The sequence below is a fragment of the Saccharothrix carnea genome (assembly GCF_003014735.1).
GTDB classification, from domain to species: domain Bacteria; phylum Actinomycetota; class Actinomycetes; order Mycobacteriales; family Pseudonocardiaceae; genus Actinosynnema; species Actinosynnema carneum.
In genome coordinates this window covers 516297-536767 of record NZ_PYAX01000002.1, presented here as the reverse complement: position 1 = coordinate 536767, position 20471 = coordinate 516297, and the positions used below count along the sequence as shown (strand labels likewise).

The window sequence follows — 20471 nt, the reverse complement described above, 5'->3', positions numbered from 1 at the left end:
TCCTCCTCGAAGGTCGTCCGGGCGGGCCCATCCTGGCAGCACGGGCGGCCGGTCGCACGGGCAACGACCGAGGGCTACTGGACGTCACCGGTGGTGGCCGAGCGGACCGGGCCGGACGACAGGTCACCGGGCGGGATGCCGGGGTGGTGGCCGGTCCGCGCGCCGGGCGAGGGCGCCGAAGGCGCGAGCGACAGCCGGGAGACGATCCGGTAGCGGTCGCCCCGGTACAGCGAGTGCACGTACTCGACCGGCCGGCCGGTGGTGTCGTTGGTCAGCCGCTCGAACAGCAGCGCGGGCGCGAACACCGGCACGCCCAGCAGCTCCGACTCGGCGTCGTTGGTGACCGTGGGCTCGATGGACTGCACCGCGTCGCTGACGTGCACGCCGTGGTCGGCGAGGCGGTCGTAGAAGTTGCCCGACTCCATGTCCTCGACCGTGAGGCCGGGTGCCACGGCGACCGGCACGTGCAGGTACTCGATCGCCATCGGCGCGCCGTCGACCAGGCGAAGCCGGGCGATGTAGGTGATCTCGGCGGCCGGCGACACGCGCAGCCTGCGGCCGACCCGCGCGCCGGCCGGGACGCGGGCGTGCTCCAGCACCCGGCTCGTCCACGCGCCGCCCGCCTGCGGCACCGTCATCGCGCGGTCGCCCGACACCAGCTCCTGGGTGATCTTGGCGGGCGCGACGAACGTGCCGCGGCCGTGCTGGCGGACCAGCAGGCCGGTGTTGACCAGTTCGTCCACCGCCGAGCGCAGCGTGGGCCTGGACACCGAGAGCTGGCGGCACAGCACGCGCTCGGCCGGGATGGGCGCGCCCGGTGGGTGCGTCTCGATGAGTTCGAGCAGGTAGTCGCGCACCCGTTCGCGCTTGAGGATCGGTTCGGCCATGCCGCCTGCCTTCGTCTTGCCGGTCGCCGACCAGTATGTCAGACCAGTGGTCAGGTCCGTTCATGCGAAGATCGAGAGCGCTCTCACCGCTGTGAACTGGGTGTTGACTGCCACATTGGTCTATGCCATCTTCGACACGCTCCACCTGAGTTTACCAATTGGTCAGCTGAGAGGTGAGACGTGTCGAACCGCCCCGTCGCCTTCGTCCTCGCGTCGTTGGTCGCCCTGTCCGCCTGCGGTGCCGAGCCGGGCGCGTCCGGCGGCCGGCAGGAGATCACCGTCTGGCTGATGAAGGACTCGGCCACCGACGACTTCGTCAGCCGCTTCGAGACCGAGTTCGAGCGCGAGCACCCCGAACTCGACGTGAAGATCCAGGTCCAGGAGTGGAACGGCATCACCCAGAAGGTGACCAGCGCGCTGGCCAGCACCGACCCGCCGGACGTGATCGAGGTCGGCAACACCCAGGTCGCCCAGTACGCGGCCAGCGACGGCGTCACCGACCTGTCGGACAAGGTCGGCGAGCTGGGCGGCGACGACTGGATCCCCGGCCTGGCCGAGCCGGGCGCGGTGGGCGGCAAGCAGTTCGGCATCCCGTTCTACGCGGCGAACCGGGTCGTCATCTACCGCAAGGACCTGTTCGAGGCGGCCGGGGTGACGCCGCCGAAGACTCGGGACGAGTGGCTGGCCACCACCGCCAAGCTGGATCAAGGCGACACCCAGGGCATCTACCTGCCCGGCCAGAACTGGTACGTGCTCGCCGGGTTCGTCTGGGACGAGGGCGGCGACCTCGCCGAGCAGGACGGCGAGAAGTGGGCCGGCTCGCTCAACACGCCGGAAGCGTTGGCGGGCGCGGACTTCTACCAGAAGCTCCAGGCGTTGGGTGACGGGCCGAAGGACTCCGACGAGGCCAAGCCGCAGCAGACCGACGTGGTCGCGGGTGGGAAGGTCGCGCAGTTCATCGCCGTGCCGGGCGCGGCGAAGCTCGTCGCCAAGGCCAACCCCGACCTGGCCGACAAGCTCGGCTTCTTCCCCGTCCCCGGCAAGACCGCGGCCACCCCGGGCGCGGTGTTCACCGGCGGCTCCGACCTGATCATCCCGCTCGCCTCGACCCGCCAGGACGGCGCGTACGCCGTGGTCAAGGCGCTGGCCGGGGAGAAGTGGCAGGTCGAGCTGGCCAAGGCGATGAACTACGTGCCCAACCGGACCTCGCTGGCGAGCGCGGTCGGCGACGACCCCGGCGCGGCGGCGATGGCGGCGGGCGCGGTCAACGGGCACGCCACGCCGAACTCGCCGAACTGGGCGGCCGTCGAGGCGCGCAACCCGATCAAGGAGTTCCTGACCGCGGTGCTGACCGGCGCCGACCCGGCGACCGCCGCGGCCGAGGCGGACCGGGTGATCACCCAGGCGCTCAACTCGGGCGCCTAGCATGACGACGACGCTGACGCGGGCGGTCGAGCGCCGCCCGCCGTCGACCCCTCCCCCGCCACGGCGCCGCCGCACGTCCTGGTGGCCGTACCTGCTGATCGCGCCGACCGTGCTGGCCACCGGGTTCCTGCTGCTGTACCCGCTGGTCCGCAACGTGATCATCTCACTGCAGGAGTTCGGCCTGCCGCAGCTGGTGCGCGGCGACGCGCGGTTCGTCGGCCTGGCCAACTACACGCGGGTGCTGACCGATCCCGAGTTCTGGGCGGTGGTCCGGCGGACGCTGGTGTTCACCGCGGTCAACGTCGTGCTGATCATGGTGCTGTCCACCCTGGTCGCACTCCTGTTGGTGCGGCTGGGCAAGTGGACCCGGCTGCTGGTCATGTCCGGGCTGGTGCTGGTGTGGGCCACGCCGGTGATCGCGGCGACCACGGTGTTCCAATGGCTGTTCCAGTCCCGGCTCGGCGTGGTCAACTGGGCGCTGGTCCGGCTCGGGTTCGAGGGCTACCGCGACTACACGTGGTTCGCCGACGGCCCGGCCACGTTCGCCATCCTGGTGGCGTTGATCGTGTGGCAGTCGGTGCCGTTCGCGGCGCTGTCGCTGTACGCGGCCATGGTGACGATCCCGTCCGAGCTGTACGAGGCCGCGCGGATGGACGGCGCGGGCGCCTGGCGGGTGTTCGCCTCCATCACGTTCCCCGTGCTGCGGGCCATGTTCGGCCTGATCACCTGCCTGGAGGTCATCTGGGTGGTCAAGGCGTTCGTGCAGATCTGGGTCATCTCGCAGGGCGGGCCGGGGCAGGCCACCACGACGTTGCCGGTGTACGCGTTCCAGGTCGCGCAGTCGTTGCAGCGCTACGACCTGGGCGCGGCGGTGTCGATGCTCATGGTGCTGCTGCTCGTGCTCGCGCTGCTGGCGTACTTCCGCCAGATGTACCGGCAGGAGGAGGTCTCGTGACCGGCCGGGTGCTGCGCGCGGTGGCCGCGGTGGTGGTGTTCGTGGTGTCGGTGTTCCCGGTGTACTGGATGGTGCTGACGGCGTTCAAGCCGACCCGGGACATCCAGGCCGCCACACCGACGTTCCTGCCGCTGTCGCTGACCTTCGAGCACTTCGGCACGGCGGTGTCCGCGCAGGGGTTCTGGTCGTTCTGGCGCAACAGCATCCTGGTCGCCGGCGGTGCCGTGCTGCTGTCGCTGGTGGTGGCCCTGCTGGCGGCGTTCGCCGTGGCACGGCTGCGGTGGAAGGGGCGGCGCGGGTTCATCCTCATGGTGTTCGTGGCGCAGATGACGCCGTGGGAGGCACTGCTCATCCCGATCTACGTGATCGCCCGCGACACCGGGATGCTCGACACGCTCTGGATGCTCACGCTGGTCTACTTCATGATCACGCTGCCGTTCACGGTGGTGACGCTGCGCGGGTTCCTCGCCGCCATCCCGGTCGACCTCGAAGAGGCCGCGCTGGTCGACGGGTGCTCACGGGCGCAGGCGTTCCGGCGCGTGGTGTTCCCGCTGCTCGCGCCCGGCCTGCTGGCGACGTCGCTGTTCGGGTTCATCACCGCGTGGAACGAGTTCGCCTTCGCCAACGTGCTGATCATCAAGGACCAGGACGACCGCACGCTGCCGGTGTGGCTGTCGTCGTTCAGCAACACGTTCGGCACGGACTGGGGCGCCACCATGGCCGCCTCGACGCTGTTCATGCTGCCGGTGCTGCTGGTGTTCCTCGTGCTCCAGGGCCGGGTGACCACCGGGATCGTCGGCGGCGCGGTCAAGGGCTGACACCGTTGGGGGGATTCGTGATCGTGCCACGACCGACGCGGCTGATCCGGCGGCACGGCCGGTTCACGCTCGACCGCGACACGGCGATCCGGGCCACGCCCGGCGCCGAGGGCGCGGCCAGGCTGCTGCGCGCGCTGCTGCGACCGTCGACCGGCCTGCCGCTGCCGCTGCACGAGGACGGGCGGGTGGTGTTCGCGCTGGACGACCGGCTGGTCGGGCTCGGCGACGAGGGCTACGCGCTCACCGTGAACGAGCACGCGGTCGTGTTGCGCGCGGCCACGCGGCACGGGCTCGCACACGGCGTGCAGACGATCCGGCAACTGCTGTCCCCCCGGGCGCTGGGCTCGCGGCCGGTGTCCGGAGTGGACTGGACGTTGCCGGGGGTGGACGTGCGCGACGCGCCGAGGCTGCCGTGGCGCGGCGTGCTGCTGGACGTCGCACGGCACTTCCAGCCGGTCGCGGTGCTGCGGCGGTTCGTCGACCTGATGGCCGTGCACAAGCTGAACGTGCTGCACCTGCACCTGACCGACGACCAGGGCTGGCGGATGCCGGTGCCGCGCCACCCGAAGCTGACGTCGGTCGGCGCGTGGCGGGCCGAGAGCATGGGCGACGGCGTGCCGCACGGCGGTTCGTACACCCGCGCGGAGCTGACCGCGCTGGTGTCCTACGCCGACGAACGCGGTGTGCGGATCGTGCCGGAGATCGAGATGCCCGGCCACGCCCGCGCCGCCCTGGCCGCCTACCCGGAACTGGGCAACTTCCCCCGCCGGCGGTTGCCGGTGTGGACGGGGTGGGGCATCAGCGACGCGGTGTTCGGGGTGCACGACGCCGTGCTGGAGTTCTGCCGGGACGTGCTGGACGAGGTGGTGGAGGTGTTCCCCGGCCCGCACGTCCACCTCGGCGGCGACGAATGCCCCACCGTCGAGTGGGAGTCCAGTCCCGGTGCGGCGCGGCGGGTCCGGCGCGAAGGGCTGGCCGGGCCGCACGAGCTGCACGGCTGGTTCCTGCGCGCGATGGCCGACCACGTGGTGGAACGCGGACGGGTGCCGGTGTCGTGGGAACCGATCGGCGACCCGCGCGCGATCGTGATGCCGTGGCGTGACGCGGCCGACGCGCGGACGGCCATGGACCTCGGGCACGACGTGGTGATGACACCGCACCGGTCCACCTACCTGGACTACCCGCAGTCCGCCGACCCCGACGAACCCGCCGGTCAACCCGGCCTGGTCGTGACCTCGCACGACGTCTACCACCTGCCGTTGCCCGCCGGGGTGCTCGGCGCCCAGTGCGCCCTGTGGACGGAGTACGTGCCGACCGCGCGGCACCTGGAACGGCTGGCGTACCCGCGGCTGGCGGCGTTGGCCGACACGCTCTGGGCGCAACGCCCCTCCTGGACCGACTTCACCGAACGGATGCGCGCGCACACCGGCCGCCTGAGCGCGCTGTCCGTGCCCCTGCCCAGGAAGGAGGACGACGCCCGCTCCCCTGTCCCACCCTGCTGACTTGAGGAGAAACCGAAGTGCACGCACGCATGATCGCCGCGATCGGCGCCGCCGCGGTGTCCGTCGCCGCGCTGGTGGCCGCACCGATGGCGTTGGCCGCCGACTCGGTCACCGCCCAGTACCGGACCAGCGCGTCCGGTGCCACGACCGACCAGGTCGAACCGTGGTTCAAGCTGGTCAACACCGGCGGCACGACCGTGCCGCTGAGCGAGGTGAAGGTCCGCTACTACTTCAAGAGCGAGACGCCGGACGTCGGCTACCGCTTCGCGTGCTCGTGGGCGGTGCGCGGTTGCGGCAACGTCACCGGCACGTTCGGCACGCTGACCGGCGGCACCGCCGACCGGTACCTGGAGGTCGGGTTCACCGCGGGCGCCGGCTCGCTCGGCCCCGGCGCCGACACCGGTGACCTGCAACTGCGGTTCTACCGGTCGAACTGGGGTCCGATCACCCAGACCGACGACTACTCGTTCCGCGCCGCCGGCACCTACTCGGCGTGGTCACGGGTGACCGTGCACCGCGGCGCCACCCTGCTGTGGGGCACCGGGCCCGGCGGCACCGGTCCCACCACGACCACCACGTCCTCGACCCCGCCGAACCCGAACGGCCCGGCGCTGTTCGACGACTTCAACTACACCGGTTCCGGTGACTCGCGGATCTCGCAGCGCGGCTGGACGGTCCGCTCGGGCGGCGGCGGTCCGGGCGTGCCCGGCGCGGTGTGGGACCCGGCGCAGGTGACGTTCCCGACCGTGGACGGCCAGAAGTCGATGCGGCTGGAATCGTCCAACAACGGGTCTTCGGCGCGCCAGACCGAACTGTTCCACCAGCGCAAGTTCTTCGAGGGCACGTACGCGGCCCGGGTGAAGTTCTCCGACGCGCCGGTCTACGGCCCCGATGGCGACCACGTGGTGCAGACGTTCTTCACCATCACGCCGCTGAACAGCGACCTCGACCCGAACTACGGCGAGATCGACTTCGAGTACCTGCCCAACGGCGGGTGGGGCGAGCCCGCGAACATCCTGTACGAGACGACCTGGGAGACCTACCGCAACGAGCCCTGGCTCGCCGACAACATCCACACCGAGCAGCGGCAGAGCTACGCCGGGTGGCACGACCTGGTGATCCAGGTGTCCGGTGGCCGGGTGAAGTACTTCGTGGACGGCGCGCAGGTGGCCGACCACGGCGACAAGTACTACCCGGAGACGCCCATGTCGATCAACTTCAACCTGTGGTTCATCTCGGGCGGCCTGGCGGGCGCCCCCGGTGACCGCGCCTACCAGCAGCACGTGGACTACGTGTACTTCGCCAAGGACCAGGTGCTCAGCCCGGCCCAGGTCCAGTCCCGCGTGACGGGCTACCGCTCGTCGGGCGTGGACCACGTGGACACGGTGCCCGCGAGCTAGTGCCGCGACCGGGGCCGGGCGGTTCGTCCGTCCGGCCCCGGAATGCTTCTCTCGGTCTGCACTGAAGCTATCGTTGCGTTCAAGCAACGCCCGTCCGGGCTCCCGAAGTGGCCCTCGCGCCGGTCCTGGGTGAAATGCGAAACTCTTCCGCCTATGCGGCTGATCACTCGCGGTACCAGGGCGGGATATGCGACCGGGTCGTTCGTCACCGGCGCGTTCGGCACCGTGCCCGGGCTGCTGCTGTTGCCGTACCTGACCGACAGCCTGGCCGTGCCCGCCGCCGTCGCCGGCCTGCTGGTGCTCGTGCCGAAGGCGTGGGACGTGCTGTTCAACCCCGTCGCCGGTCGGCTCAGCGACCGGGTCGGCGTGCGGCGGCCGTTCCTGCTGCGGGGCGGTGTCGCGACGGCGGTGTTGTTCGCGCTGCTGTTCGCCGGGCCGTTCACCGGGACGGGCGCGGTGGTGTACGTGGCGGTGGTGTTCCTGGCGTGTGCGACGGCGTACGCGTTCTTCCAGGTGCCGTACGTGGCGATGGCCGCGGAGATCACCGAGGACTACGACGAGCGCACCCGGCTGATGGCGTGGCGGATGGCGATCCTGGCGTTGGCGATCCTGGTCAGCGGTGCGGGTGCGCCGGCGGTGCGTGACGCGGCCGGTTATCGCGTCATGGGTGTCGCGGTCGCGCTGCTGATGGTGGTCGGCGCGGTGGCCACCTATGCGGGCACGCGGGGTGTGCCGGCGTCACGGCGGGTGTCGACGGGTGCCGGTGTGGGCGAGTTGGTGGCGGCGGTGCGCGGGTCGCGGCCGTTCCGGCTGCTGCTGGCCGTGTTCGTGGTGCAGGCCGTAGGGCTGGGCACGATGCTCGCGGGCGTGGACTACTTCGCCCGGCTGGTGCTGGGCGAGCCGGGGTTGCAGACGGCGTTGTTCGCCGGGTTCGTCGGACCGGCGCTGCTGGTGATGCCGCTGTGGCAACGCGTCGGGCGACGGCACGGCAAGCGGGTCGGGCTGGTAGCGGCCTCTGTGCTGTTCGCGGTCGCGGTGGCCGGGCTGACCGCGTCACGGGTGCTGCCCGTGGCGGCGGTGCTCGGGCTGATGGCCGTGATCGGCGTGGGCTACGCGGGCATGCAGGTGTTCCCGCTGGCCATGCTGCCGGACGTGATCACCGCGGAGGAACGGCGGACCGGCGCCACGCGCGCGGGGCTGCTCTCCGGGGTGTGGACGGCCGGTGAGACGTTGGGGCTGGCGCTCGGTCCCGGTGTGTACGGGCTGGTCCTGGCCTTGGGCGGGTACGTCGCGAGCACCGACGGCTCGGCCGTGCAGTCCTCCGGCGCGGTCACCGCCGCGCTGCTCGGTTTCACCGTCATCCCGGCCGTGCTGGCGTTGGCGGCTTTGCCCCTGCTGCGTGAGGAGACCGCGTGACCGACGACGTCCTGGCCGAGCTGCGTGCGTTGCGGGCCGGTGACCTGCCCACCCACGGCGGCCGCACGCTCGCGTACGTGTACGACAGCGCGCTGCCGGGGCTGGACGAGCTGGCAGCGTCCGCCCACGCGTTGGCGTCGTCGGTGAACGGGCTCGACCCGACCGCGTTCCCGAGCCTGCTGCGGCTGGAGAACGACGTGGTGCGGACCGCCGCCCGGCTGCTGGGCGGTGGTGACGGGACGGTCGGCACGGTCACCTCCGGTGGCACCGAGTCGTGCCTGCTCGCGGTGGTCGCGGCCCGGGACGCGCGGCCGGACGTGGCGCGTCCGTCGATGGTGCTGCCGGAGACCGCGCACGCGGCGTTCCACAAGGCCGCGCACTACTTCGGCGTGCGGGCGATCGCGGTGCCGGTCGACCCCGAGACGTTCCGGGCCGACCCGGAGGCGATGGCGGCGGCGATCGACGACTCCACCGTGCTGGTGGTGGCCAGTGCGCCGTCGTACGCGCACGGGGTGGTCGACCCGGTCACCGAGATCGCGGCTGCGGCTCTGGAGCGCGGCGTGCGCTGCCACGTGGACGCGTGCATCGGCGGGTGGGTGCTGCCGCACGCGCCGGACGTGCCGCCGTTCGACTTCTCCGTGCCGGGCGTCACCAGCATCTCGGTGGACCTGCACAAGTACGCGTACTGCCCGAAGGGAACGTCCGTGCTGCTGCACGCGTCGGCCGACCTGCGCCGGTCGCAGTACTTCGCGTCGGCCGCGTGGCCCGGTTACACGATGTTGAACTCGACCACCCAGTCCACCCGATCAGGTGGACCACTGGCCGCCGCGTGGGCGGTGCTGCGGCACATCGGTGACGACGGGTACCGCTCGCTGGCACGTCAGGCGTTGGAGAGCACGCGGGTGTTGCGCGAGGGCATCGCGAAGATCGACGGGTTGCGGGTGCTGGGCACGCCGTCGGCGACGTTGCTGGCGGTCGCGGCCGCCCGGGACGACTTCGACGTGTTCACCGTGGCCGACGAGATGAAGGCGCGGAACTGGTACGTCCAGCCGCAGTTCGCCCACCGCTCCTCCCCCGCCAACCTGCACCTCACCGTCACCGCGGCGAATGCCGGGCACGAGTCGGAACTGCTGGCCGACCTGCGCGCGTCGGTGGAGGCGGCGACCGAGGCCGGACCGGTGCGGGTGGCGCCCGAGGTCCTGGCGTTCGTCGGCGGGCTGGCCCCGGACTCGCTCACCCCCGAGGAGTTCGCCGGGCTGCTCGCGGCGGCCGGGATGGGCGGCGGTGACGGCGTGCTGCCCGAGCGGATGGCCGCGGTGAACGCCCTGCTCGCGGCGGCGAGCCCGGCGTTGCGGGAACGGCTGCTGGTGGAGTTCCTGGGCGCGCTGTACTCGTGACCGGCGGCGGTGCGCCGGTTGGGCCAGCATGGTCGGCATGCACCTGGATCTGAGCGGGAAGACGGCGCTGGTCACCGGGTCGACGCAGGGCATCGGCGAGGCGATCGCGGTGTCGTTGGCGCGGGCCGGTGCGCGGACTGCGGTGAACGGCCGCCGGCCCGACGTGGTGGACGAGGCGGTGGCCCGGCTGCGCGAGGTCGTACCGGGCGCGGACGCGCTCGGCGTGGCGGCGGACGTCTCGACGGCGGAGGGTGCGGCGGCGCTGGTCTCGGCGTTGCCCGAGGTGGACGTGCTGGTGAACAACGTCGGCGTCTTCGGCCCGCGGCCCGCGTTGGAGATCACCGACGACGAGTGGCGACGGTACTTCGAGGTGAACGTGCTGGCGGCCGTCCGGCTGACCCGCGCCTACCTGCCCGGGATGCGCGAGCGCGGGTGGGGCCGGGTCCAGTACATCGCCAGCGACTCGGCCGTGGTGATCCCGGCGGAGATGATCCACTACGGCGTGTCGAAGACGGCGCTGCTGGGCGTGTCGCGCGGCTTCGCCAAGGAGGCCGCGGGCAGCGGGGTCACGGTGAACTGCGTGATCGCGGGTCCGACCCACACCGGCGGCGTGGAGGACTTCGTCTACCAACTGGTCGACCGCACCCTGCCGTGGGAGGAGGCCCAGCGGGAATTCATGCGCGTGCACCGCCCGCAGTCCCTGCTGGGCAGGCTGATCGAGCCGGAGGAGATCGGCAACCTGGTGGTCTACCTGGCCTCCCCGCAAGCCTCGGCGACCACCGGCGCGGCGGTCCGCGTCGACGGCGGCTACGTCGACTCGATCCTGCCGTGACGCCGGTTCAGCGCGGTTCGCGCGGAACGCGCCGCATCGCGTCCCGGATGGTCACCGCCGGGCCCGGGGAGTCCACCCCGAGAACCCGCGAGCGGTCGGCCACCGCGGGGATGCTCGTCGACAGCGTGGCCGCAGCCTCGACCAGGTCCGCGCTACCGCCACTCGCCGACCCCGACCTCGACCCGGCCCGGCCCGGCTGGCCACCTACCTCTCGCTGGTGGCCGGACCGTTGCGCCTGCTGGACGGCGACTTCCCCCACCGCGCCGGCATGGTCGAGATCGTGGAGCAGGACATCGCCCGCGCCCTGGGCCACTGCCGGGATGAAGGGCTCTGTGGGCGCGGCACGCCGCCGAGGTGCCGCGCCCACAGCCTGATCGGCCTTGACCGCTGGGTCAGTGGCCGACCTGGAACGTGGCGTCCGCGCGGTCCGTCGCCGTGCTGATCGGGTCGATGCGCAGGACGTAGCCGGCGTGCCGGAGGTGGCGGTCGGGGAAGTTGTGCGACCGGAACGACGTCCACGCCGGGTCCGCCAGACCGGGGACGCGGTGGAAGGTGGCGTCGGCGGCGAAGGTGGAGCTGCCGTCGTTGGCCGCCAGGGTGAGCGCGTAGTTCACGTGGCGCAGGTAGCGGTCGGGGTAGTTGACCGAGCGGAACGACACGCCGGCTGAGGCGGCGAGGCCGGGGACCAGGCGCCACTGCGAGTCCTGGTAGGGGTCGAACGGGTACGGGTCGATGCGGCCCACGTTGTCGGCGTGCCGGATCAGGTGGTCGGGGAAGTTGTAGGACTTGATCCGGTTCCACGTCGGCGCGCCCCACCGCGAGAGCAGGTTGGCGTGCTCGGTGGCGGTGATGCCGCAGATCGTGGGGTGCTTGGCGTTGAGCGGCTGGGTGTACTGCGCCTTGGTCAGCGGTGACCACGAGTTGGTGTTGATGTCGCCGCTGCGCCACGCGTACAGCTCGCCGTTGACCGGGGAGAACGAGTCGCCCCACAGCCACCACTCGTCGCGGTTGTGCGCCTTGACGACGATCGGCGCCTCGATGCCGCCGCTGACCACACCCGTGGTGTAGGTACCGCGGTCGAAGCTGCGCGGGTTGAGCGTGCCGGAACGCGCGCCGTAGAGGCGTCCGTCGGCGAAGCTCTTGTAGTACAGGTAGTTCGTGCCGTTGCCGACGTGCATCGTGGCGTCCAGCACGTTGAAGCCGGGGTCGAAGAACAACTGCGGCGCGCCGACCGTGACGAAGTCGGTGGTGTAGTTGACGTAGAACGCGTCCCGCCCGCCGCTGTTGGCCGAGTACAGGATCCCGTACTGGCCGCGGGACGCGTCCCAGAACGCCTCCGGCGCCCACGTGTGCGTCGGCATCGAGTGCATCTTCAGCCGCCGGTAGTTGGTGAACGACCTCAGGTCGGCCGAGTCCCAGGCGTGGATGTACTGGTTCTGCCGGGTGAAGTCCGTACCGGTCAGGTCGGTGGCCAGCACCACGAACCCACCGTTCTGCTTGCGCAGGATGAACGGGTCCCGCAGACCACCGGTACCCCCCGTGGGGGTGGCGACGGGGTTGCCCTGGTTGAGCGGAACCCAGTTCAGCCCATCGGTGCTCACCGCCAGGTGCAGCGAGTAGCGGTCGGCGAGGCGGTTCGGCGACTCGGTGAAGTAGCCCATCACGTAGGCGGAGTCACCGGGCGCCGCCGCGGCGATCCCGGTCCGGGCCAGCGCCAGTGAGGCGAGGCCTCCGGCCAGCAGTGTGCGTCGTTGCAGCATCAGCCGTGTGCCTTTCACAGGGAGCCCCGGGAGGGCAGGAGGCACCCGCCCCGGGGGAGTCTCATTCGCCGGAGGGTGTGGTGGGGGTGGTGCCGGAGGGACGGCGGGTCGCGGCTGTGGGTGGGCCAGGATCACCGTCCACCCGGCAGCGCGCCTGTTAACGCTAACAGCAGGATCTGCGACGGTTCAATAGCCGCACGGCTTCCGCTTCAACCCAAACCCGTGGTGTCGAAGAGGTTCGACAGGCTGGGCCGATCGGCTGCGGCACGCCAGTCTGTTAGCGATAACAAATGATCGCGGCCTGGTTGCGGGACCCGTCGGCCGGGACGACCCGGCGATGTCCCGGTGCTGGTGGACGACTCGGTGACCGACCTGGACGAGTTCCTGGCGGCCGACCGGTCTACGGCACGGACGAGATCACCGACTGGCTCACGTCCGCGGGCTTCGGCGCGCCGGTGGCCCACCCCCTGACCACGTCCCCCGGCCAGTCGCCGCTGGTGTCCCGCAAGGAGTGACCACCGGACGCGGACGCTTCCGACCACCGTTCAGGTCACCGGACCGCCGCTTGATCACCGAATGTCATCGAACCGGCCTCGAACCTCCCGATTCGTCCCGTTCTGGGGGAGGATGCGCTCCTCCCGCCCCGGGTTCGACGCAGAAACGCAGGTGATCGCCGTGGATTCCGCACTGACGAGCGTCGGCCTCCCGATCGCGCTGGCCGTGGTGATGTTCGGGCTCGGGTTGTCGCTGACGGTCGCCGACTTCGCCCGGATCGCCCGCCAGCCGCGTGCGGTGGCGGTCGCGTTGGCCACCCAGTTGGTCCTGCTGCCGCTGGTGTGCTTCGGACTGGTGGTGGCGCTGGGCCTGAACCCGGTGCTGGCGGTCGGCATGATGCTGCTCGCCGCGTCACCCGGTGGCACGACGGCGAACCTGTTCAGCCACCTGTTCCGCGGTGACGTCGCGCTCAACATCACGCTGACCGCGGTGAACTCGGTGCTCGCCGTGATCACGCTGCCGCTGGTGGTGAACTTCGCCCTCGACCACTTCGAGCCGGCGGCGGAGGGCGCGGTCGGGTTGGAGTTCGGCAAGGTCGCCCAGGTGTTCGCGATCGTGCTGGTGCCGGTGGTGCTGGGCATGCTGGTGCGCCGCTGGTCGGCGGCGTTCGCGGACCGCGCGGACAAGCCGGTGCGGATCTTCTCGGCGGTGGTGCTGGTGGCCGTGATCGCGGGCACGATCGTCGCCGAGCTGGAGAACATCGGCGGCTACCTGGCCGACATCGGGCTGGTGACCGTGCTGTTCTGCGCGTGCAGCCTCACCGCGGGCTACCTGGTCCCCCGGCTGGCGAAGGTCGGCAAGCGGCAGGCGGTGGCGTCGGCGTTCGAGGTCGGCGTGCACAACAGCACGTTGGCGATCACGGTCGCGCTGACCGTGCTCGGCAGCGAGCAGTTGGCCGTGCCGGCCGCCGTCTACGGCGTGGTGATGTTCCCGCTCGCCGCGGCGGCCGGGTTCCTGTTGACCCGGGGGAAGACCGAGCGCGACGCCGTACTGGGCTGAACGCCGAACGCGCACCCACCGGACGGACGATGCCTGGACCGAATTATCGGGGTCACCGATAGTCCGCTCGAATGAGACCGGACAGTAGCCCGACACCCACCCGACAAAGCAGTGCGTAACCACCAACTCGCATGTCACCCTTCCGTGCTCACCCAAAGGTGTCACGAAGGGAACAAAACGGACCATGCGTTTACCCCGCCGCACCCAGCTCCCACCCCGTTCGAGACGCGTCACCACCGTGGCCACCGCGGCTCTCCTGCTCGCCGCGTCCACGGTGGCGCTCCCCCCAACGGCCACCGCCGCCGTCCCGACCGGTTTCACCGACACCCTCGCGATCGGGGGCCTGGCCGGCCCGACCGCCGTCTCGTTCGCACCTGACGGCCGGGTGTTCATCGCCGAGAAGAGCGGTCTGGTCAAGGTCTTCGACTCGCTCGCCGACACCACCGCCACCGTGTTCGCCGACCTCCGCCCGCAGACCCAGGACTTCTGGGACCGCGGCCTGCTCGGCCTGGCCGTCGACCCGCAGTTCCCGACTCGCCCGTACGTCTACGTCGCCTACACCTACGACGCCGTGCCCGGCGGCACGCACCCGCGCTGGGGCGACCAGTGTCCGACCCCGCCCGGCGCCACCGACCAGGGCTGCGTGGTCACCGGCCGGGTGTCCAAGCTGACCATGGGCTCCGGCGGCACCATGACCGCCGAGCAGCCCCTGGTCACCGACTGGTGCCAGCAGTACCCGAGCCACTCCATCGGCACGGTCGTCTTCGGCCCCGATGGCGGCCTCTACGTCGGCGGCGGTGACGGCGCGAGCTTCAACTTCACCGACTACGGCCAGGTCGGCAACCCGTGCGCCGACCCGCCGTCGCCCGCGGGCACCAACCTCACCGCACCCACCGCCCGCGGCGGCGCCCTGCGCGCGCAGTCGATCCGCCGCCCGTCCGGTGAGCCGGTGAGCCTCGACGGCACGATCGTCCGCATCGACCCCGACACGGGCGCCGGCCTGCCCGGCAACCCGTTCGCGGGCAACGCCGACGCCAACGCCAAGCGCGTCATCGCCCACGGCATGCGCAACCAGTTCCGCTTCGCCTTCCGCCCCGGCACCGAGGAGCTGTGGGCGGGCGACGTCGGCTGGAACACGTGGGAGGAGATCAACCGGATCGCCGACGTGAACGACGCGACGGCGGAGAACTTCGGCTGGCCCTGCTACGAGGGCTCGGCCCGCCAGGGCGGCTACGACGGCGCCAACCTGACCCTGTGCGAGTCGCTCTACACAGGCGCGGGCCAGACCACGCCGTACTACGCCTACAACCACTCGGCGAAGGTCGTGGCCACCGACCCGTGCCCGACCGGCGGCTCCTCGGTGTCCGGCATCGCGTTCGAGGCGGGCAGCAACTACCCGCCCGCCTACGACGGCGCGCTGTTCTTCGCCGACAGCTCGCGCGGCTGCATCTGGGCCATGCAGACCACCGCCGGCCAGCCCGACCCGGCCAAGCTGGTGCCGTTCGTGACCGGGGTGAACGTCCCGGTGCAGATCACCGCGGGACCCGGCGGCGACCTGTTCTACCTCGCGCTGGGCGCGGGCCAGCTGCGCCGCGTCAGCTACCCGACCGGCAACCGGGCACCCACCGCGGTCGCCACCGCCACCCCGCAGTCCGGGGCCGCGCCGCTGGCCGTGCAGTTCAGCGGTACCGGTTCGACCGACCCGGACCCCGGCGACACGCTGAGCTACGCGTGGGACCTCGACGGGGACGGCCAGTACGACGACTCCACCTCCACCACCCCGACCCGCACGTACACGACGCAGGGCGCGGTGACGGTCCGGCTCAGGGTGACCGACCAGGCGGGCGCGTCCGGCACGACCGCGATCACGGTCACGGTCGGCACACCGGTCTCGGAAGACCCCGTGCCGGTGATCGACACGCCGACCGCGCCGCTGAACTGGTCGGTGGGCCAGAACGTGCCGTTCTCCGGGCACGCGACCGACCCGCAGGACGGCGCGCTGCCCGCGTCCGCGTTGAGCTGGAAGCTGAGCATCCAGCACTGCGCGACCAGCGGTTCGTGCCACGAGCACGTGGTGCAGAACTGGTCGGGGGTGGCGTCGGGCTCGTTCATCGCACCGGACCACGAGTACCCGTCGTACCTCGACCTGACGTTGACCGCCACGGACTCGTCGGGCCGCGCGAAGAGCACCACGACGAAGCTCGACCCGCAGACGGTGGCGCTGACGTTCACGTCGAACCCCAGCGGGTTGCAGCTCAGCGTCGGCGGCACGGCGCAGACCACGCCGTTCACCCGCACGGTCATCGTCGGGTCGAACAACTCGATCAGCGCGCCGAGCCCGCAGAGCGGCCCGCTCGGCCTGCGCTACCGGTACGGCAGCTGGTCCGACGGCGGCGCGCAGACGCACAACATCGTCGCACCGGCGAGCGCCACCACGTACCGGGCGAACTACTCGTTGTGCCTGATCTGTTGACGTGACGGGGACCGGCCGCGGTGCTTGCCGCGGCCGGTTCACCGAAGCCGCTTGCGCGCCCGCCTGACCACCCACCAGCATCGGTCCGCACAGGGGTGATCATCAGGGGGTATGCGCGTGCGCGGAAATTCTCGGTCTTGGCGTGCGGTCGCCGCGGCGGCCGTCGTGGTCCTGCTCGGCGCCGGGGTGGCGGCGGCATCGCCCGCACCGGCCGCCGCGCCGAGGTTCACCGACTCCTTCGACGGCGCGGTCGACCTCGACCCGACCTACGGGCTCAACGACGGCCTGGCCCGGCGGCAGGTGGGCGAGCAGCGCGGGGTGACCTACACCCGCACGTCGGGCGTCTGGTACCCGGCCTCGGCGCCGCGGCCGTGGTACTCGCAGGTCAACCACTCCAACCGGCCCGGCACGCTGTCGTTCTGGCTCGGCCACTCGGCGGTGCGGCTGGACGCGCCGGTCGTCGCGGGAGCGGACGGGTCGATCGCCGTGCGGGCCGTGGTCGACCCCGTGGTCGGCGACACCGCGTCGGGGCAGTGGGCCTCGCTGGTGCTGACGGCGGACCGGAACAGCTCCGGCTACGCCACCAACGGCGAGGTCGACCTGGGCGTGCTCGTCCGGTCCACCGGCGTGGTCGACGCCTTCCACGGCGGCGCGGCGGCGGGCCGCGGCCGGGCCCAGCCGGACGGTGGCCGGTTCGCGGTCACGGTGACGGCTCGTCCCGGCGATCACGTCGCGACCGTGGCGGTGAACGACGCGCCCGCGTTCCCCGTCACGCTGTCGCGGCCGTTCCCAGCCTCTCCGACGCTGTTCCTGGGCGCTTACCTGGACGACCCGAACGCCACGTCGACGTTCGACGACCTGGCGGTGTCCGCGGTGGACAACAGCGCCCTCACACCGCCGCCCGACTCGTCCGTGCGGCACTTCGGCCACTTCGCCGCGCGCCTCACCCCGGCCCTGGGCAACCACCTGCCCGAGGTGTCCGGCCGGTCGAACCTCAACCACGTCAACATCAGCGACTACGCCCGGTACGCGCCGGAGGTGCTGGACTCGTGCGGGCCGGCGTCGTGCGCGGTCTACACCGGGTTCGAGTTCTTCACCGGCTGCGACGCCGCCGACAGCCCGGACTGCCGGTTGCACCCCGAGTACGCGCAGCGGTGGGAACGGCTCGCGGCGGCGGTCGAGCCGCGCTACGAGCGGGTCGCCGCGTTCTACCTGCTGGACGAGCCGTTCCACCACGGCGCGCGGTCCGCGGACCTGGCGACCGCGGCCAGGGCGATCAAGGCGAGGTTCCCCGGCGCGAAGGTGATGCTGGTGGAGGCCGGGAAGCACGTCGCCGCGATGGACGTGCCCACCGAGGTCGACTGGGTCGGGTTCGACGAGTACTGCGAGCCCGTCTCGTCCGTGGAGGGCCTGCTGAACTCGCTCGAAGCGAACCTCGAGCCGCACCAGCAGGTCTACCTGTTCCCCCGGGCGGCGCCGCTGCGGGCGTGCGGCACCGCCGCCGGTTTCCAGACCGACGCGGACCTCGCCCGGCTGCAGTGGGAGTACCTGGCCCTGGCCGAGCGGCACCCCCGGGTGGCCGGGCTCATGACGTTCGGCCTGTGGGTCGAGGACACGCCGGTCGCCCGCCTGCCCGCGACGCTCGACGCGCACGAGAGGATCATGGCCCGCCTCATCGCCCGCTGACCGCGGTCCGCCCCGCCGCCGGGTGATCGGCGGCGGGGCGGATGTCGTGAGGGCTCAGGCCACGGTCGCCGGGAACCGGTCCCACACGCGGTGCGTGCCGAGCAGGGTCTGAACCTCGGCGAACACGTCCGCCGGGGTCTGACCGGCGACGATGCCGGGCTCGTCCGGCGCGACACCGGCCTCCACCAGGGCTGCCTCCGCGTTGCCCCAGACGCCGATCGCCTTGGCGTGCCGGTAGCACTCCTGGACCATCAGCACCACGCGCGGGTCGACGGTGACGGCGGGCGCACCGGCCTTCGCGTCACGGACCGGCAGCGCGTCGGGGGCGGGCGGCGGTGCGGCGGCCAGCAGCAACGCGTCGAACTCGACCGAGCGGGCGGTGAGGAACGTCCGCTGCGCCACCAGGCCGTCCTCCAGCTCACCGCCGCGCGCGGCGATGACCAGCGGGACCATGCCGCCCGCGGTGATCGTCTGGCGCAGGGTGTGCAGCCCGTCGAGGCTCGCCGGGTCGTCCGCGTCCACGACGATGCCGATCAGCCGGCCGTCCGCCGGCCACACCTGCCCCAGCTGCGACAACGCGGGGCTGGGCGCGACCTCGGCGGCGGGCTCGGTCGCCTCGGGGGCGGGCAGCCCGAGACCGGCCGCCACCAGGGCGCACAACTCGGCGTCCACGTTGGCCAGCACGCGCAGCTGGCGTTCCCGGATCGCCTGCTCGTAGCACTTGCCCAGCTCGAACGTGAACGCCCGGACCAGGTGCTCCTTCTCCACCGGGCTCAGGCTCCGGTAGAACAGCCGTGGCTGGGTGAAGTGGTCCTCGAACGACGCGGGCGCGCTCCGCTCCTTGACGCCCTCGGCGACCACCTGCGGGACCTCGACGTACGCACCGGTCTCCACGCCGGCCATGAACGGGCAGCCGCCGTCGAGGGTGTTCGGCTTGTACGGGGCCACACCGCTGTGCACGGCGTGCTGGTGGAAGCCGTCCCGCAGCATGTCGTTGACCGGCGCGTGCGGCCGGTTGATCGGGATCTGGTTGAAGTTCGGCCCGCCGAGCCTGCTCAGCTGCGTGTCGATGTAGGAGAACAGGCGCGCGTGCAGCAGCGGGTCGTCGGTCACGTCGATGCCCGGCGGCAGGTGGCCGACGTGGAACGCCACCTGCTCGGTCTCGGCGAAGTAGTTGGTGGTGTTGCGGTTGAGCGTGAGCATGCCGACCGGCTGCACCGGCGCCAGCTCCTCCGGCACGATCTTGGTCGGGTCGAGCAGGTCGATGCCGTCGAAGGTCTGCTCCGGGGTGTCCGGGAACACCTGGATGCCCAGCTCCCACTGCGGGTACGCGCCGGACTCGATCGCGTCGAACAGGTCGCGCCGGTGGAAGTCGGGGTCGACGCCCGCGATCAGCTGCGCCTCCTCCCACAGCAGGGAGTGCACGCCCAGCTTCGGCTTCCAGTGGAACTTCGCCAGCGACGTGCCGCCTTCGGCGTCGACCAGCCGGAACGTGTGGACGCCGAAGCCCTCCATCATCCGGTAGGACCGCGGCACGGCCCGGTCGGACATCTGCCACATGACGTGGTGGGTGGCCTCGGTGTGGCTGGAGACGAAGTCCCAGAACGTGTCGTGCGCGCTCTGCGCCTGCGGGATCTCCCGGTCCGGGTGCGGCTTGGCGGCGTGGATGATGTCCGGGAACTTGATGCCGTCCTGGATGAAGAACACCGGGATGTTGTTGCCCACCAGGTCGAAGGTTCCCTCGGACGTGTAGAACTTCGTGGCGAAACCGCGGGTGTCGCGCACCGTGTCGGCCGAGCCGCGGGAGCCCACGACCGTGGAGAACCGGGTGAACACCGGCGTGGTCACGCCTTCGGCCAGGAATGCGGCCTTGCACACGTTCGTGGCGCTGCCGTAGCCGACGAAGACGCCGTGCACGGCGGCACCTCGCGCGTGAACCACCCGTTCGGGAATGCGTTCGTGGTCGAAGTGGGTGATTTTCTCGCGCAGGTGGTGGTCCTGCAGCAGTGTCGGTCCGCGGGCACCGGCCTTGAGGGAGTGGTCGGTGTCGTAGAGCCGCGCGCCGGTGGACGTGGTCAGGTACTCGCCCCGCTGTTCCCGCGTGTCGGCCGCGGCGCCGGTCTCCGCGCCGGTCGCGGTCCGGGTCTGGGGTGACGCCTGGTCGGGCTTGCGCGGCAGTGGCCCCTGCGGCTCGTCCGGCGGCTCGACCGGGGGCGGCGCGCTGCCCGGCGCGCCGGGGACCGGTGGCGTGACCAGGTCGGCGACCTTCTCCGCGGCCTTGTCCAGGGCTTCTTTCACGGCCTTGGCGGGCTTGAACGCGTCCACGTGCTCCTCCTCGTCGGCAGTCCCACGCCGACTACCCGTGG

14 protein-coding genes are annotated in these 20471 nt (G+C 71.6%); 11 read left to right on the top strand and 3 right to left on the bottom strand.

The annotated features are described in order from the left end of the window. Positions 1-74: 74 nt before the first annotated feature. Positions 75-887 (bottom strand): GntR family transcriptional regulator, encoded by an 813-nt coding sequence (locus tag B0I31_RS06655; protein WP_106614410.1) that lies wholly within the window; start codon positions 885-887, stop codon positions 75-77. Positions 888-1067: 180 nt separating this feature from the next. Between B0I31_RS06655 and B0I31_RS06650 the strand changes: the two genes are divergently transcribed. From B0I31_RS06650 to B0I31_RS06615, 8 genes are all read left to right on the top strand, one after another. Beyond that, entirely contained in the window at positions 1068-2312 is a 1245-nt protein-coding gene (locus B0I31_RS06650; protein WP_106614409.1) for an extracellular solute-binding protein, read from the top strand. Position 2313: 1 nt separating this feature from the next. Further along, positions 2314-3267 (top strand): carbohydrate ABC transporter permease, encoded by a 954-nt coding sequence (locus tag B0I31_RS06645; RefSeq protein ID WP_106614408.1) that lies wholly within the window; start codon positions 2314-2316, stop codon positions 3265-3267. After that, positions 3264-4085 carry a carbohydrate ABC transporter permease gene (locus B0I31_RS06640; RefSeq protein ID WP_245949719.1) on the top strand — a complete coding sequence of 274 codons (822 nt, stop codon included), beginning with the start codon at positions 3264-3266 and terminating at the stop codon, positions 4083-4085. The genes B0I31_RS06645 and B0I31_RS06640 overlap by 4 nt, the downstream gene beginning before the upstream one ends. Before the next feature lie 23 nt (positions 4086-4108). Beyond that, the gene (locus B0I31_RS06635; protein ID WP_245949718.1) at positions 4109-5587 is read left to right on the top strand and encodes a beta-N-acetylhexosaminidase; all 1479 of its coding nucleotides are present in this window, start codon (positions 4109-4111) and stop codon (positions 5585-5587) included. Between the two features lie 17 nt (positions 5588-5604). Further along, entirely contained in the window at positions 5605-6987 is a 1383-nt protein-coding gene (locus tag B0I31_RS06630) for a cellulose binding domain-containing protein (RefSeq protein WP_219910612.1), read from the top strand. A gap of 153 nt (positions 6988-7140) precedes the next feature. After that, a complete protein-coding gene (locus tag B0I31_RS06625; RefSeq protein ID WP_106614407.1) occupies positions 7141-8403 on the top strand; it encodes an MFS transporter in 1263 nt (420 codons plus the stop codon). After that, positions 8400-9800 (top strand): pyridoxal phosphate-dependent decarboxylase family protein, encoded by a 1401-nt coding sequence (locus B0I31_RS06620; RefSeq protein WP_106614406.1) that lies wholly within the window; start codon positions 8400-8402, stop codon positions 9798-9800. The genes B0I31_RS06625 and B0I31_RS06620 overlap by 4 nt, the downstream gene beginning before the upstream one ends. Positions 9801-9837: 37 nt before the next feature. Then, complete coding sequence (locus B0I31_RS06615; RefSeq protein ID WP_106614704.1) at positions 9838-10632, top strand: SDR family NAD(P)-dependent oxidoreductase; 795 nt, start codon at positions 9838-9840, stop codon at positions 10630-10632. Positions 10633-11024: 392 nt separating this feature from the next. Here the strand turns inward: B0I31_RS06615 and B0I31_RS06605 are convergent, their stop codons facing one another. Continuing rightward, on the bottom strand, positions 11025-12392 hold the full coding sequence (locus B0I31_RS06605; RefSeq protein WP_106614703.1) for a glycoside hydrolase family 43 protein: 1368 nt from the start codon (positions 12390-12392) through the stop codon (positions 11025-11027). 675 nt (positions 12393-13067) lie between these two features. Here B0I31_RS06605 and B0I31_RS06600 point away from each other — a divergent pair. The 3 genes from B0I31_RS06600 (at position 13068) to B0I31_RS06590 (ending at position 18105) form a co-directional block, all read left to right on the top strand. Next, positions 13068-13946 (top strand): bile acid:sodium symporter family protein, encoded by an 879-nt coding sequence (locus tag B0I31_RS06600; protein WP_106614702.1) that lies wholly within the window; start codon positions 13068-13070, stop codon positions 13944-13946. A 184-nt stretch (positions 13947-14130) separates the two neighbouring features. Then, a complete protein-coding gene (locus B0I31_RS06595; RefSeq protein ID WP_106614405.1) occupies positions 14131-16419 on the top strand; it encodes a PQQ-dependent sugar dehydrogenase in 2289 nt (762 codons plus the stop codon). A 117-nt stretch (positions 16420-16536) separates the two neighbouring features. After that, positions 16537-18105: a hypothetical protein gene (locus B0I31_RS06590; protein ID WP_146173767.1), complete on the top strand. Its 1569-nt coding sequence runs from the start codon at positions 16537-16539 to the stop codon at positions 18103-18105. A gap of 54 nt (positions 18106-18159) precedes the next feature. Here the strand turns inward: B0I31_RS06590 and B0I31_RS06585 are convergent, their stop codons facing one another. Beyond that, positions 18160-20430, bottom strand: coding sequence for a catalase (locus B0I31_RS06585; protein ID WP_106614403.1), 2271 nt, complete (start codon positions 20428-20430; stop codon positions 18160-18162). Positions 20431-20471 lie beyond the last annotated feature (41 nt).

Excerpts from the sequence above, each read along its gene's own strand:
- B0I31_RS06615 (WP_106614704.1), top strand. The coding sequence starts at position 9,838 with ATGCACCTGGATCTGAGCGGGAAGACGGCGCTGGTCACCGGGTCGACG.
- B0I31_RS06605 (WP_106614703.1), bottom strand. The coding sequence starts at position 12,392 with ATGCTGCAACGACGCACACTGCTGGCCGGAGGCCTCGCCTCACTGGCG.
- B0I31_RS06655 (WP_106614410.1), bottom strand. The coding sequence starts at position 887 with ATGGCCGAACCGATCCTCAAGCGCGAACGGGTGCGCGACTACCTGCTC.
- B0I31_RS06625 (WP_106614407.1), top strand. The coding sequence starts at position 7,141 with ATGCGGCTGATCACTCGCGGTACCAGGGCGGGATATGCGACCGGGTCG.
- B0I31_RS06645 (WP_106614408.1), top strand. The coding sequence starts at position 2,314 with ATGACGACGACGCTGACGCGGGCGGTCGAGCGCCGCCCGCCGTCGACC.
- B0I31_RS06595 (WP_106614405.1), top strand. The coding sequence starts at position 14,131 with ATGCGTTTACCCCGCCGCACCCAGCTCCCACCCCGTTCGAGACGCGTC.